Origin of the sequence: Pseudoalteromonas sp. 3D05, from assembly GCF_002723455.1 — a bacterium.
Lineage (GTDB): Bacteria > Pseudomonadota > Gammaproteobacteria > Enterobacterales > Alteromonadaceae > Pseudoalteromonas.
The window spans coordinates 89,590-104,659 of sequence record NZ_PDUS01000009.1 but is presented as its reverse complement, the minus strand read 5'-3'; the positions used below and the strand labels follow the sequence as shown (position 1 = coordinate 104,659).

General features: G+C 36.6%; 11 protein-coding genes. 9 read left to right on the top strand and 2 right to left on the bottom strand.

Annotated elements, in window-relative coordinates:
* The first annotated feature begins 39 nt into the window (after positions 1-39).
* The 6 genes from CSC79_RS11075 to CSC79_RS11050 all read left to right on the top strand — a co-directional run bounded on the left by CSC79_RS11075 (position 40) and on the right by CSC79_RS11050 (position 8,625).
* Complete coding sequence (locus CSC79_RS11075) at positions 40-2,655, top strand: TonB-dependent receptor (RefSeq protein WP_099295874.1); 2,616 nt, start codon at positions 40-42, stop codon at positions 2,653-2,655.
* Positions 2,656-2,724: 69 nt separating this feature from the next.
* On the top strand, positions 2,725-3,597 hold the full coding sequence (locus CSC79_RS11070) for a class I SAM-dependent methyltransferase (RefSeq protein ID WP_099295873.1): 873 nt from the start codon (positions 2,725-2,727) through the stop codon (positions 3,595-3,597).
* Positions 3,598-3,998: 401 nt separating this feature from the next.
* Positions 3,999-6,746: a TonB-dependent receptor gene (locus CSC79_RS11065; RefSeq protein WP_099295872.1), complete on the top strand. Its 2,748-nt coding sequence runs from the start codon at positions 3,999-4,001 to the stop codon at positions 6,744-6,746.
* Positions 6,747-6,775: 29 nt separating this feature from the next.
* A complete protein-coding gene (locus CSC79_RS11060; protein WP_135476192.1) occupies positions 6,776-7,453 on the top strand; it encodes a putative 2OG-Fe(II) oxygenase in 678 nt (225 codons plus the stop codon).
* A gap of 13 nt (positions 7,454-7,466) precedes the next feature.
* Positions 7,467-7,727, top strand: coding sequence for a hypothetical protein (locus tag CSC79_RS11055; RefSeq protein ID WP_099295870.1), 261 nt, complete (start codon positions 7,467-7,469; stop codon positions 7,725-7,727).
* A gap of 1 nt (position 7,728) precedes the next feature.
* The gene (locus CSC79_RS11050; protein ID WP_099295869.1) at positions 7,729-8,625 is read left to right on the top strand and encodes a signal protein PDZ; all 897 of its coding nucleotides are present in this window, start codon (positions 7,729-7,731) and stop codon (positions 8,623-8,625) included.
* Positions 8,626-8,673: 48 nt separating this feature from the next.
* Here CSC79_RS11050 and CSC79_RS11045 read toward each other — a convergent pair whose 3' ends face one another.
* On the bottom strand, positions 8,674-10,233 hold the full coding sequence (locus CSC79_RS11045; protein WP_099295868.1) for a sulfotransferase: 1,560 nt from the start codon (positions 10,231-10,233) through the stop codon (positions 8,674-8,676).
* A 185-nt stretch (positions 10,234-10,418) separates the two neighbouring features.
* Here CSC79_RS11045 and CSC79_RS11040 point away from each other — a divergent pair, with 185 nt between their 5' ends.
* From CSC79_RS11040 to CSC79_RS11030, 3 genes are all read left to right on the top strand, one after another.
* Positions 10,419-12,422: a response regulator gene (locus tag CSC79_RS11040; protein WP_099295867.1), complete on the top strand. Its 2,004-nt coding sequence runs from the start codon at positions 10,419-10,421 to the stop codon at positions 12,420-12,422.
* 89 nt (positions 12,423-12,511) lie between these two features.
* The gene (locus CSC79_RS11035; protein ID WP_099295866.1) at positions 12,512-12,814 is read left to right on the top strand and encodes an H-NS family nucleoid-associated regulatory protein; all 303 of its coding nucleotides are present in this window, start codon (positions 12,512-12,514) and stop codon (positions 12,812-12,814) included.
* A gap of 64 nt (positions 12,815-12,878) precedes the next feature.
* The gene (locus CSC79_RS11030) at positions 12,879-14,633 is read left to right on the top strand and encodes a DEAD/DEAH box helicase (RefSeq protein ID WP_099295865.1); all 1,755 of its coding nucleotides are present in this window, start codon (positions 12,879-12,881) and stop codon (positions 14,631-14,633) included.
* Positions 14,634-14,663: 30 nt separating this feature from the next.
* Here CSC79_RS11030 and CSC79_RS11025 read toward each other — a convergent pair whose 3' ends face one another.
* Positions 14,664-14,990 carry a ribonuclease E inhibitor RraB gene (locus CSC79_RS11025; RefSeq protein ID WP_099295864.1) on the bottom strand — a complete coding sequence of 109 codons (327 nt, stop codon included), beginning with the start codon at positions 14,988-14,990 and terminating at the stop codon, positions 14,664-14,666.
* Positions 14,991-15,070 lie beyond the last annotated feature (80 nt).

Below are 15,070 nucleotides of genomic sequence, written 5' to 3'. Positions count from 1 at the left end.
ATAAAAATAACCGCAATATAGTGGTCCAGGGAGAATCAAATGTTAAATAATAAAGTTTCAAAAGCTGTTCGCTTAGCGATTGCTTTTGGTGCAGTTTCAACTGCTGCCTTTTCAGCTAATACAATGGCTGCTGAAGAGGGTGCAGAAAAAGTTGAACGTATCCAAGTAACGGGTTCACGTATCAAACGTACCGACCTTGAAGGCGCTTCACCAGTAATTTCAATTACAGCGCAAGACATAAAGATGGAAGGTGACTTTACAGTTGCTGATGCTTTACGCTCTAGTTCATTAAACTCTTTCGGTTCATTCTCTGAGCGTTCTGGTAGCTCAGCGCAGTCACAAGCAACTATCAACCTTCGTGGTGCTGGTTCACGTCGTACTCTTGTACTTCTAAATGGCCGTCGTTTCCCAGGTTCACCTACTCTTGGTGGTGCTTCTGCTAACCTTAATGCTATCCCAATGGCAGCTGTTGAACGTATCGACATCATGACTGAAGGTGCTTCTTCAATTTATGGTTCAGATGCAATGGCAGGTGTTGTTAACGTAATCCTAAAAGACAACTTTGAAGGCCTAACTTTCAATGTTGGTGCAGGTCATCGTGACCAAGATGAAGGCACAACTTCATCTGAGTTCTCAGTAGTCGGTGGTGTTTCTAGCGACAAAGGTAATATTACTTTCTCATTCGATCACCAAAAACGTAAAGGTATTAGTGACGGCGCTCGTGATTATACTAAAGCGCAAATCGGCGATTTAGACGGTGACGGCGATATTGAAGCGTATTCAGGTGATACTGTAGGTTGGTCAATCTATGGTGCTACTGTTGCTTCACCTGATTTTGCTACAGCTTCAGCTTCACTAAAATGTGATGACTTAATTGCAGAATACGGTGAAGATACGTTCCGCCGTGTTGATGCAAATGAAGATTGGGGCCCAGGTTCTGAATATTGTATGTATGCATTCGGTAACGTTTCTTACAATACAGCTTCGATTGACCGCAACACGTTATATGTGAGCTCTAACTATGAGCTATCTGAAAATGTAGAGTTCTTTGGTCAAGCAATGTTTGTACAAAACTCTTCATTCGGTCGTTATGCACCACCGGCTGCTCCTTGGCGCGGTATGGCTGCTGATAATGAGCACAACCCATATGGTGAAGAAACAACTGGTTACTTCCGTTGGGTAGATATCGGTACGCGTGATGGTAACGTTGATGACTATAACCTAGATTTAACAGCAGGTCTTCGTGGTTTCCTTGATTGGAATAATGCTTCTTGGGAAGTATATTACCACCGCAACAAGGCTGATAATAAGTCTGTAGGTCAATACTACCTTTCTTATTCAGGTCTTGCTTACAACCAACAAAACGATATCGATTTAGGTTCTGAAGAAGGTGTTGCAAACATGAAAGCAACAACTCTTCAAGAGTCTTCTTCTACATTTGACCAAGTGTTTGCTGGTATCGGCTTCGATTTAGGTGAACTATCTGGCGGTACTGTATCTCACTATGTGGGTGCAGAATACTTTGAGCAAACTTATGCTGATATCTATGATGGTCAGTCTGAAGCAGGCCGTATCGGTGGTTCAGCAGGTAACTCTTCTGAAGGTTTACGTGATGTAACAGCTGTATTCTTTGAAACAGTATTACCTGTAACTGAGACTGTAGAGCTTAACGTTAAAGCACGTTACGATGATTATTCAGATTTTGGTGATAACATTGCACCTGCTCTTTCAGCTCGTTGGGAAGCTATGGAAGGTGTAGTGGTTCGTGGTTCTTACTCAGAATCATTCCGTGCGCCAGGTCTTGACTTGCTAAATGCTGCACGTACTTTCTCTGCTGAATCGGCAATCGATTACGCTAACGGTGCAACAACATCACGTCAGTATGATACTTATTACACGCAAAACTCTGGTCTAGATGCAGAAACGTCTGATTACACTAACTTAGGTGTAGCATGGGATGTTAATGACAATGTGAGCTTTAAGCTTGATTACTTCCAACTTTCTGTTGAAAACGTAATTCAATCTAAGTCTTTACAAGGTCTTCTTTCTGACGAAGCTGCTGGTCTAATCTCAGCTGTTTCACCTGATACAGATACTTCAAACGAAACTTTCTACTTGAAGCGTGCTGCATCTGGTACTCTAATTGAAGCAGGTACTTCTTACTTTAATGGTGCTGGTTTCGAAATTGAAGGTATCGATTTCACAATCAATGCTAACCTTGAAACAGCATTCGGTGATTTACGTTTCAGCAATGTTAACAGCTTTGTACTTGCATACGATTCTGAAGTAGGTGGTACGGTTCAAAATACTACAGGTTGGTCAGGTCAACCAGAGCTTAAGTCTGTAGCGACTGTGTCATGGTCTTATGAAGATCATTCAGTATCTTGGAACTCTACTTATACAGATAGCACAACTGAGACAGAGATCGATAGAGACGGCGATGGTTACTACGAGCAAGAAGGTAAGCTTGACAGCTGGTTGATTCACAACTTAACTTACAGCTATTTTGCAGGTGAGTACGGTTCAGTTACATTCACAATCAATAACTTAACTGATGAAGATCCAGTTCTTTCTTCAGCAGGTACATGGGATAACCAAGACTTGTACAACAACTTTGGTCGTGACTACCGTGTGAACTACACTATTAGTTTCTAAGTTTAAATAAACTTAAAAATATAAAAGGGCTGATTATTCAGCCCTTTTTCATGTCAGTAAGAAGGGTTTATGAAAGATTATTGGAGCGAGTATTGGGCACAGGGTTATATAACTTCTTTTGGTGAAGGTATAAAAACAAATTACTCAGGCAAACTGAAAGAGTGTTGGGGGAATTTTTCTAGTACATTAAATGAAGATGCTACAATTTTAGACATAGGTACAGGTAATGGGGCATTAATCGATTTAATAAATAATTCTCGTGAGCATAATTTTACATTTTTTGCAGTCGATCAAGCGCAATTAAAAGAAGAGCTTATAAAAAGCCTACCAGGAAGATTTATTTCTAACACGAACGCAGAAAACCTTCCATTCAAAAATGAATTTTTTGATGCAGTAGTATCACAGTTTGCAATTGAATATAGTGACCTTCATGCCAGTATTAAAGAGTGTGGTAGGGTTTTAAAAAAAGGGGGGAGTTATCAGTTAATTTGCCACGAAAAAGATTCTGATATCGTTACTCCGAATAGAAATATATTAGCTTCAGCAAAACGAGTTAAAAACAGGTTCTTAAATGAGCTTTACCATCTCATAACATGCATCAAAAAAAACGATGATATATTAAATGAAAAAATTAATTTAATAGAACTTTTTATAAAAGAAGAAAATAAAATAAACACTTACGCATTCAATGCAACATTATTTCCAAGCTTTTACGAATTTGTTTTAAGTAATAGAAAAATCGACTTAGATAAAGCCTACTCTTTATTCAATAAAGAGCTTGAAGGGTTAATATTTAGGCTGAGTGATTTAGAGAATGCAGCAAAAAATAGTAGTGAAATTTTAGGTTACTTAAATCAATATAATTTATCAGTATCTTCTGTAAAGTTAATCGATAAAAATAAACAGCTCATTGGAACACTTTATCAAGGCCATAAGCTTTAAAATTACTTTTATATTTCAGGGCTAATAAATGTAAAAGCACGTTGAATAAAGTTGTTAATTGTTTTGATTGTTTGGCTTTTAAAATTCCTTGGTTTTAGCTAAATGATAATAAGAATTAGTTCATATCGTGGCTCATTTAATTTATTTTAGGCTGTTTATAGCAACTGCATAGCATTTTCACTTATTTTACATATGGTTACATTTGAACCTCACCGTTAACAGACGTTTTTTTTGTAAACAAAACGCCTTGCAAGTTAAAAAACTGTTGACCAAATGATGTTCCTGATATTAATATATTTTCTCGCAATGGGGTACTTAGTTGCCATTACGTTAACTAATTCGCTCCTTTGGGGTCTAAAACTAATAAAATCATATTTCAAATATGACCAGGGAATAATCAAATGTTAAATAATAAAGTTTCAAAAGCAGTTCGCCTAGCGATTGCTTTCGGTGCAGCATCAACAGCTGCATTTTCAGCAAGCACAATTGCTGCTGAAGAAGGCGCAGAAAAAGTTGAACGTATTCAAGTAACAGGTTCACGTATCAGCCGTACTGATATGGAAACTGCAACACCAGTTACAGTTTTTACATCTGTTGAAATTGAAAAAACAGGTGTTTCTACAGTCGCAGAGTTTTTAAGAACCAATGCTTCTACTGGCGGTTTTAACGAATCAGCTACACTTAGCCAAGCGGCTGGTGCATCTTCAGTTGGTATTCGTGGTTTTAGCTCTGATTACACACTAATTCTTTTAAACGGCCGTCGTTTACCTAAAAACTCTGCTGGTGGCGTATTTACAGATGTAAACCAAATTCCAATGGCAGCAGTAGAACGTATTGATGTATTACCTGATGGTGCTTCAGCAGTATATGGCTCTGATGCGGTAGCTGGTGTAATTAACATCATTACTAAAACTGACATGGAAGGTGTTGCAGCTAAATTTAAATACGGCGCAGCATTAGAACACATGGATGGTGATGAGCTTCAGTTCTCATTAACAGCGGGTGCTACAAGCGGCAATACTAATATTTTATTCGCAGCTGATTATTTTGAGCGTCGTCCAATTATGGCTAAAGACCGTGAAATGGGTGGTACAGCTTATCTTCCAAACCACCGTGGTGGTGAAGGTCGTTCATCTTGGGGTATTCCAGGTTCTACGTATGTTGATTCGACTTCTGCGACTGATACAGGTTGGGCTCCTTGGTCTGATTGTGCTACCGAAAATGTATTATCTAATGGCCGTTGTGCGTATGACTTCGCACCGTTATATCAATTACAGCCAGCAAGTGACCGTCAATCTATCTTAACGTCAATTTCTCATGAATATAGTGATGACCTAACATTTGATTCACAGTTCCGTTATACACGTGCTTACACGCACAGTTCGAATGCACCAGCTCCAGGCTCTGTTAACATTTCTGAGAGTCCTTTCTTAAGAGACTTCTTAATTAACGACCGTTATAAATCAAACCCTACGCTGGGCGCTAAAATTGCTGATGAAATTGCTGCTGGCGATGGTTTTGCCTACGTAGGTCGTCGTTATATCGATTTCCCTAATCGTCAAAAAGACAACACAAATGAAACGTTTGAAGCAATCGGTGGTGCAAACTACTTGATCAGCGATAACTGGGAGTTAGATTTTGATATCGGTTTCTCACGTTTAACAAACCGTCAAGTTGGTAAAGCAGGTCAATTACTTGTAGATGGTGTTGAGAGTGCATTTGCTGATGGTACTTTGAATCCGTTCGTAGTAAATGACTGTAATTCAGCAGAGTTAAAAGACTTCTGTGAAGGATTAAATTCATCAATTCATAGAACATCTGAATATGAGCTAGCTTTCTCTTCATTAGCAGTTTCGGGTATCACTGGTTTAGAATTGCCAGGTGGTGAAGTAGGTGTTGCTGCGGGTGTTGATGTTCGTCGTGAAAACTACTTAGATCGCTCTGATGAAGCTTCTATCAGCGGTGCTGTTATTGGTGGTGCAGGTTCAAATGGTGGTGGTGTATTCCAAAATGAAGCAGTATTCATGGAAGTTAACTTACCAATCCTTGACAACTTAGAAGCGAGCATCGCAGTACGTAATGACTCTGCAGACTGGGGTGAATCAGATGCAAGCGAAACAACTTATAGCGCTAAAGTTTCTTATCGTCCGACAGATGACATAATGCTTCGTGCATCATATGGTACAGGCTTTAAAGCACCTTCACTAGATTCGCTTTATTTAGCTTCATCTTTTGGTGTTAGCAAAGCAGTTGATACTAAACTGTGTCAAGCAGCTGGTAACGATGATAACCATCCTGATTGTAAAGAAGTTGAGCTTAACTCTAAATCAGGTGGTAACGTAGAGCTAGAGCCTGAAACATCAGTATCTTACAATATTGGTATGGTTTACGATGTAACTGAAGATCTATCTTTCACAATCGATTATTGGTCACTAGAGATTGAAAATATTGTTGGTTCACTTGGTATTCAAGAAATTCTTGATGAGGAAGCGAAAGGTAACCTTACTGACCTAGTTGTTCGTAACTCATCTGGTCGTATTGATGATACTAAGAGAACAGGTTTTGTTAAAACCGATTTACAAAACTTGACTGAGCAAAGTGCAACTGGTTTGAACTATGATATTCAATATTCAACTGATTTAAGCTTTGGTTCTTTAACTTCTCGTTTGAAAATTGAACAGTTCTTAAGCTATGAATCACAATCTTCAGCAGTTCAACCTTTGTGTGATTGGATTGATGATGAAGCAACACGTGATTACAATGCTAATGGTAACTTCACACTTGATACAGGTGACTTTACAACGTCATTAAACATGCGTTTCTTACCAGGTTATGACTCGTATGATAAGCGTAATACAGCTAACAAATCATGTCAGTTAGTTGGTTACTACGATGTAGATACTAAAAACTTAGATGCAAACGGTGATTACGTAGACGCAGGTGAGTCTCAACATTTTGCTTCTTACGTTCAGTTTGATTTAACAGGTGCATACCACGTTAATGAAAACAACACAGTAACTGTTGGTATTCGTAACTTGTTTGATAGACAGCCTCCATTTAGCTCAGTAAATGACTGGCCTTTCTACAGCCAAAGCACTTACGACAACATCGGTCGTTTCATGTACGTACAATATGATGTTAAATTCTAATTTAGTTTAGAGTAAGGGAGCGCACAATAGTGCGCTCTTTTTTTATGATTCAAATAAATGCAAAACCCAAAATATGCTTTGCTTCACCTGTTCTTGAAGGAAGCTTTGCTCACTCAGAAGCGTTAAATAAACGATTATCTGAACTATTTTTTGACCTTGAGAAACAAGGTTATAAAAATGAGAATAAACTTAATACCACTCTAGGCAACATTTTCGATAGCCCTGGTGATTTATTTTCATTAACTCAATACGAAGATATCCTAGAAATTCGTCGTTTAATGAATGGTGCTTTAACTTCTTGGATCTTAGAAACATCAAATTGGCAAAAAGAAGATTTAAGTAATTTAAAATTTGAATTCGAATCTTGGTTTCATATATCACGATTTGGTGCCACTAAGTCATTACACGATCACGGCCAATGTTCTTGGTCAATGATCTATTATGTTGATGCTGGGGATTTACCAACTGTTGAGTTTCCACGAAGTGGCTACTTACAAATATATGATCCAAGACACATACAGCAAAATCCTGATGATCAAGGCTTTTTTAATTTAAAAGCGATGTTCGATTATGGTGGCTTTGCAATTAGACCAAACTCGGGGAAATTTGTTATTTTTCCTGGTTATCTAGAGCATGAGGTTGTTACTTATTTCGGTCAGAGTCCGAGAATTATGATTGCACTTAATTGTTTAATTCGTAAAAAGTAAAAGGAAAAATCTAATGAAAAAAATTATGACTCCCTTGTTGATACTACTTCTCACGGCATGTAGTTCAAACAATGTTAATAACAAAGATGCTCAAATGGAAGAATTAGCTAAAGTTGAGAAAGACGATAAGTATGTATGCACAACAATTAAAAAAACAGGTTCGCACTTCAATACGCGTCGCTGTATAACTAAAGAAGCAAAAAAGAGAGAAGAAGAAAACGCTAAAAAAACGATGGAAGACTTGGACCGCAACTGGTCCTTGCATGGAGGTTAAGATGAGCAAATATTCACTTATATTATTTCTTTTTGTCTTATTGAAACCTTTCAACTTATTCGCGGCAACGCAGTGGATTGATTTTAAAGTGGTTAATGGTAAAGTTGTTGTTCCTGCGGAAATCGAAGGGATTGCCGTAAACGCTATATTAGATACCGGTCAGAAAGAGCATTACATTAGTGAGCAGTTTTTAATTAGCCACCCGTTGGCTGATAGAAAAGGTAAATCAATTGATGTTAAAGATACCAGTACAGAAGCTAGAAAATTTTTGTACAACCAAGTTAAGCTTGATATTTTTGGCTTCAACAATAAATTAGATGAAATGAGACCTACAAAAATAGATGATGGCGATATTATTCTTGGTATCGGCTTTTTCCATAATTTTGTAATGCAATTTGATTATCCAAAAAGAAAACTGCGATTTTTAGATCGAAAATCAATTGACTTAAGAGCAGCTGAAAACATTGATATGCGCTTGCATCGTCAGTCAGCGCTCCCTATAGTAAAGGTTAACCTAAACGACAGTAAGTCTATTTGGGCTCTAATCTCTACTGGTGCTCAAGAGGGGTTGAAAGTTGAACGCACGATCATTGAAAATCAAGGTTGGGATAAATCTCTTGCCTCTACTCCTGTTGAAATAGTAGAAATAAATGGCCCTCAAACTTATGAGTTATCTAATATACCAAAAGTTGAATTTGGACCGTTCAATGTAGACGCTGTATCGATTGCTTACCCGCAAGAGGGTAAACGCTTTGAGTTATTAAATAGCGATTCATTTACAGGCTCCAATTTAAAGGGGATGGATGTTAAAGGTGTTCTTGGGTATGACTTATTACAACACTTTTTAATAACTGTAGATTTTAAATACGGGCATATGCATGTAGGCCTTTCAGAGTAAGTTAAACGATGCTAAATAACATTTACTGTAATTTAGCATCTCTCCAATCTAAAAAATATCGCTCAAAAAGTCCTTATAATTTTTAAACCTTCCAACTGACCCTGAGTGTAATTTACTTCTAACTTGATGATAGCTAGCCGTACGAATACTGTTAGTATTTTTGTAAAAATTTAGCATGTCTTTTTCAAACTCTATTTCTAGGAATTGGCACAATGTCTTTAGACTTTGCTCAGTATAACTAATTAAATCTTCGTACTTAAACGTCAAAATATCGTCGTTAAATTTGGACTGCCAGTGTTTTACTACTGTTTGTTGTTTTAAATAATACGCTTTAGTTAACTCTAAATTTGATGCGTAGGGGTAGTTGTTAGCGATATTTTGAAAATAGATGGATAAGCAAGTATCTTCGATGCTTCTTTGTGTAATGATGAATTTCGCGTTTGGGAAAAGTGCTTTAATTAGACCTATGTATAAAACGTTATCCGGTAATTTGTTTATAACTCGATTAATCCCCCCTCCATATAAGCTCATCTTTTTTTCATATGCATTTGCAAGTTCATTTGCATAGTTGTTACTTTTAAGACATGAGTTAAGTGTTTCAGCTGTAAAGAACTCAATTTCACCACCACTATCAAACTGACTGTGTGCAGAAACAATCTGTTCAATAAGGGTACTACCTGATCTGAACATACCGCAAATAAATACTGGGGATTCATCACGCTGTAATTGGTAACTTATTTTATGCTGCTCTTCCATTAAGTAGATGGGATCATTCGCTGTTTCACTAAATGGAATTAAGTTGTTTGCAAGTTTAAAGTACTCAAAAGCACGACCAAACTCTGCAAGCTTGTCAAAAGCTGTACCCATTGAAAAATATAGATCAGTTAGCTCAGCTTTTGAGAGTTCGCTTTTTTTAATTATGTTTTCACATGTTCTTAAAAGTTGAGGTAATTTTTCTTTACACTCTATAGATAAAAGCCTGGTTAGTGATTGCGTATGATTATGGTGCTTAAAATTTGTTTTGAAGAGTAATTTTGCTTGTTCAAATTCGCCAACATTTTCATAGGTAAGTGCCAAGTTATAACGAGATACATAGTGTTTAGGGTCTGATGAAAGTACCATTTTTAAATAGTGCACAGCTTCATTCTGACGGTCTAATTTTAAATATGAATTTGCAACGACCTCAAGGACATCTATGTTATTTTTTATTTGGTTCTGGGTATGAGAGTCTTCTTTTAGGCATTTAATTGTGAGCTCGTGATCACCATATGAGGCAAGTCTAATAAGTGCTGCTATGTAGTCCTTGTTAGATAAGCCTTTCATTATGATTTTACAGATATTGCTTTTTTCAGTTAATTCCCCTGCATGAAATATCTGGTTAAATATACAAAGTTTAGATTCGTCATTTAAATTACTGTAAGCTCTTTCGAAGAAAAACAAATCATCAATGTATAAGTAGTGAATAGCTAAATTTAAAGTGATTTGAATATTATTTTTGTTTAAATCAAGTAATTCATTATTAATATTTTTGTAGTTTAAAGAGGCTCCCTCATTTCTAAAAAGGTTATATGCAACTTCAAGTTTTTTAGCTATTTCTTTATTGTTCATTATTGACTAATACCTGTATTTATTTTCCCAATAAAGTAACATAGATCTTAATTAAATAAGAGCCATTAGCATGATAATCTATGGGTGTTGAACGAGAACTTTAAACATAAATAAGGAACAATCATGTGCTACATTAAACACCTGAGCGAAGATGTAAGCGCTATGCTAATGAGAACGACTGTATTATGATTAATAGTTTGTATTTTGTATTACTTGCAGCAGTAGCAATGCTTTGTATATTGGCCATAACAGTTTTAAAAATTAAAGATTGGTTTATAAGAAAAGACGTGTTTGTTCAAAATATGCATGCGATGAATTCTGTTATGCCATATTTCTATATTGAAGACACTAAGAATGTACTTTTATACTTTAATAAAGCATGTCTTAATACGTTGAAAGTTTTTTGCAATGAACCGAGTGGGTCTTTAAATGAAATTAACTCTTTAGCGCAGTACATGTTTTGCATAAATGATGAAGTAACGGATACTTCTCAATCATTAAGTTTTTGTATATTAGTACCTAATAACTCAGGGTCACTAATCAAACTTGAATGCACCAAAATTCCTTACTTAAATAATATAGGCAAGACAGCTGGTGTTATCACTTTTTTAAAAGAAATAAAATCAGCTGTTAATGATCGCGTATACAAAGTTTCGATGTTTGAACAAGATGCTGAGCTTGTAAATCATTTCTCAGATGGCCAGTGTCAGTTTGAGTATTTCTCTAATGGTGAAGGGCTTTTCAGAGCTTTATCTTCTGGGGCGGAAGACTTGCTTGGCTTGAACTCCAGTTCAATTAATAAAACAGGTATAACAGGGTGTATATCGCCTGCTATCTGTGATGAAGATAGAGTAAACATAGCCCGTGCTTTTAAAAGTGTTGATAGCGATACTAATAAACTGACGTGTTCATTTCGTTACAATTCGAAAGGGGAAATACGCCAATGTAAGTTTATTGCGATTAGAGATTTCACATTAAGCGGACCATCGCAAAGCAGTTTATGGCATGGAATTTTTATAGACTTAGGCCTTGTAAATACTGCAACTCAATCGAAGGAAAATTTGCCTCCACCAATAGATCGAGATATCAATACTCAAGAATCATGGTTGCTATTCAGATATCATCAGGCTTTAGTTGATGGTCTTACTCTCAACTTAATTAATTTTAAAATATGCCAACAATCCTCTATAAATGACGTATTGAACGATACGGCTAATATTGTGTTTATGTTGGACGATTTAGTTCAGCAGTATGGCCAAAAGTGGCTTGACTACATTGCTAATTTTAAAGGAAAAGCAATTGTTGTAGCAGCAAATGGCGAACAGTTTCATTATTATACAGAATCAATAGTTCAAATACCGTTAGCGCAATTTAGTAAAGTCAAATTCGCCACCTTGTTCTGTCACTCTGATTCACCTTTGCCAAATAAGGCTCCTTTTCAGCCTTGTAACTTTAAAGTGTTAATTGCAGAGGATAATCAGGTCAATCAATTTCTAATTAAAAACCAGCTTGAACAGTTAGGGTGTGATGTAACGATAGTTTGTAATGGTAAAATTGCACTTGAAAAATTAAATCAACAGAGATTTGATATCGTCATTACTGACTGTCAAATGCCTGTGATTGATGGCTTTGAGCTTGCTAAGCAAATTCGTCAAAACGCGCTAGCAACGATTAGAGACTTACCCATTATCGGCCTTACAGCAGATAACTCAAAAGATATATCTGTCTTATCTCATAATATTGGTATAAATCGTGTGCTATTCAAACCGTACCTCATTGGCGATTTGTATGAGGCTTTAGTTGATTTGGTTGAATCATCGACCCTGGCCCCTCGTGATAGTGAATCGTTAGTTTGTAATGAAATAATTGTTCCAGACTTATCTCAATGGGTGGGGGTTTTCGGCTCTGAAGCAGATGCAGTTAATATGGCGCGTATTTTTAATGAGACATTAGAAGCAGATATATTAGCGCTGGAAAAGGCGATTGAAGAAAATAATATTCCAATGTGCCAGAAAATATTGCATCGCATTAAAGGGTCAATAGTGATGGTTAAAATGAATACAATTACACAGCAAATAGAAGAGTGCGAAGCATTCATCACACTTGAAAATCGTATAGATGATCGGTTATATCAATTAGTAAATAACCTTGTACAGATAAATAAGGTTGTTCTGACTTGGTTAGTTTAAAATAGTTTCTTCTTAGATTATTATTAATAATATGCTTATAATGGACTATAGTTGAAACCCTAAACCCTTTATTTATTTTTGAGAGTCAAATGAAAGAAATACGTTCATTTATTAAAAATGCTAGTTTATCTGAGTTAGAAAAAGCGCAGTCATTAATTAATAATGCAATTGTTAAGTTCACGGAGCAACAACAGGCTAAGCAAGAAGTGCTTGACTTACTAAAAGAAAAAGGACTGACACTGGAAGATCTTCAAGAAGTTGCTGGTGATAAGCGCACTAAAGTGTTACCCAAATACAGAATTGAACACGAAGGTAAAATCGTAGAGTGGACCGGCCGTGGTAAACGGCCTAAAGCTTTTCAAGGTGTAGAGTTAACAGATCATTTAGCATAAAATTAAATATGCCTATAAATATGCCAATGATTAATTCATTGGCTTTTTTGTTTAAGTAGTATCGATGAGTTACATATTAAGGCCTTATCAGCAAGAGGCTGTTGAAAAAACCATTGCTCACTTTAGAAAAACAGATAATGCAGCAGTCATTGTATTACCAACAGGCGCCGGTAAAAGCTTAGTAATTGCTGAACTGGCTCGTATTGCCAAACAAAAAATTCTTGTATTAGCACATGTTAAAGAGTTAGTTGAACAAAATGCAGAAAAGTATTCCAGTTATGGACTTCAAGCGAGTATATTTTCAGCAGGGTTAAAGCAAAAGTCACTTTCACATCAAGTCACATTTGCTAGTGTGCAATCATTATCACGTAACCTATCACAATTAAATGAACATTATTCTTTGCTCATTATTGATGAGTGCCACCGTGTGAGTGATGATGAAAACAGTCAGTATTTAAAAATAATAAAAACACTCAAAGAAAATAATCCAAAGCTTAAAGTATTAGGCCTAACAGCGACGCCTTACAGGTTAGGAATAGGGTGGATATACCATAAGCATTATCATGGTTTTGTCCGTGGCAGTGAGGCCAGTCCGTTTAAACAATGCATATTTGAATTACCACTTCGATATATGATTAAAAACCAGTTTTTAACACCACCAAAGGAAGTTGATGCTGCATTAAGCCATTATGATTTTTCATCACTGAAAAGTGATAGTTTTGGCCGATTTAATCAAGATGATTTAAATACATTATTAAAAGAAAATACACGGGCCACCCAGTCTATTTGTCGCAATATATTAACGCTTAGTGAAACGCGTAAAGGGGTGATGGTATTTGCCGCAACTGTCCGCCATGCGCAGGAGGTGTTAAGTTATTTTCCTCAGCAACACAGTGCATTAATAACAGGTGATACCCCCGCACAAAAGCGCGATGAGATAATCCACTCTTTTAAATCCAAACGGTTAAAGTATTTAATAAATGTGTCAGTGTTAACAACGGGGTTTGATGCACCTCATGTGGATTTTATAGCGATATTACGTCCAACAGAGTCAGTGAGTTTATATCAACAAATTGTTGGGCGTGGTTTGAGGTTAAGTGAAGGTAAGCTAGATTGCTTAGTGATAGATTATGCAGGCAATGGGTTTGACTTATTTTACCCTGAGGTGGGGAATAAAAAAGCCGACAGTGATAATGAACCTGTACAAGTACTTTGCCCTGGTTGTGGGTTTGCCAATATTTTTTGGGGTAAAACAGATTCTCAAGGAAAAGTCACCGAGCACTTTGGACGACGTTGTCAAGGCTTGCTAGAAGACGACGCAGAATCGGCACAATGTGATTATCGTTTTAGATTTAAAGAATGTGAACAATGTGGTGCTCAAAATGATATTGCTGCGAGAGTGTGCCAATCGTGTGATGCTACACTTGCTGATCCGGATGACAAATTACGCGCAGCGTTAAATCTAAAAGATGCATTAGTACTGCGTTGTAGCGGTTTGAGTGTGCAGGCACTAAACTCGAATAGCAGTGTTATTAAATTAACCTACTTTGATGAAGATGGTGCAAGCTGCGATGAAATATTTGATTTTTCTAACCCGGGATCGCGTTATATATTTAATAAACAGTTCGGTGTTCGCTCTTCCCAAGGGCGTTTACCAATTGAGTATAAAACGGCCAGTGAAGTAATTGCGGATGAGCTTAATTTAACTGCGCCTGACTTTGTTATTGCTCGTAAAAACAAAAAATATGGTTGGAAAGTGGCTGAGAAGCTATTCGATTACAAAGGTAGTTTTAGGAAAGCAAACCAGTTAAGTCGTTAACTACTTAACTGGTTTGAATATAAATAAAGGTTATTCGCTTTCTAATCCCCAGCCATCGCCGTAGCCTTTATGACCATTAGCAATACTTTCTAGATATTGTTCCGTTTGACCAAGCAAGGTGTGGTCAGGGACCATTTGCACTTGTGTTATCACTTCCCAGATACCTGTGTCTTTGCACTGCTCAAGTTGTGTTGTTGGCGCTAATTCATCTTCACTAATCGCTTTTGCAAATTGTTCGGCTTCAGTTTTTTGCTCAAACAAAATATAAAAATCAATTTTATGCATTTGTGTTAAATCAATACCAGCATCAGCTATTTCAGTTAGTAATTGGCCGTTTTCGTCATCAGGAAATTGCATTTAGAAGCTCTATAATATTATCTCAAATTCGTTATTGCTATTGTAACCAAAATAAAGCAATTAAGCGTACTAATTTTCAC

Excerpts from the sequence above, each read along its gene's own strand:
- CSC79_RS11075 (WP_099295874.1), top strand. The coding sequence starts at position 40 with ATGTTAAATAATAAAGTTTCAAAAGCTGTTCGCTTAGCGATTGCTTTT.
- CSC79_RS11070 (WP_099295873.1), top strand. The coding sequence starts at position 2,725 with ATGAAAGATTATTGGAGCGAGTATTGGGCACAGGGTTATATAACTTCT.
- CSC79_RS11065 (WP_099295872.1), top strand. The coding sequence starts at position 3,999 with ATGTTAAATAATAAAGTTTCAAAAGCAGTTCGCCTAGCGATTGCTTTC.
- CSC79_RS11055 (WP_099295870.1), top strand. The coding sequence starts at position 7,467 with ATGAAAAAAATTATGACTCCCTTGTTGATACTACTTCTCACGGCATGT.
- CSC79_RS11050 (WP_099295869.1), top strand. The coding sequence starts at position 7,729 with ATGAGCAAATATTCACTTATATTATTTCTTTTTGTCTTATTGAAACCT.
- CSC79_RS11045 (WP_099295868.1), bottom strand. The coding sequence starts at position 10,233 with ATGAACAATAAAGAAATAGCTAAAAAACTTGAAGTTGCATATAACCTT.
- CSC79_RS11040 (WP_099295867.1), top strand. The coding sequence starts at position 10,419 with ATGATTAATAGTTTGTATTTTGTATTACTTGCAGCAGTAGCAATGCTT.
- CSC79_RS11035 (WP_099295866.1), top strand. The coding sequence starts at position 12,512 with ATGAAAGAAATACGTTCATTTATTAAAAATGCTAGTTTATCTGAGTTA.
- CSC79_RS11030 (WP_099295865.1), top strand. The coding sequence starts at position 12,879 with ATGAGTTACATATTAAGGCCTTATCAGCAAGAGGCTGTTGAAAAAACC.
- CSC79_RS11025 (WP_099295864.1), bottom strand. The coding sequence starts at position 14,990 with ATGCAATTTCCTGATGACGAAAACGGCCAATTACTAACTGAAATAGCT.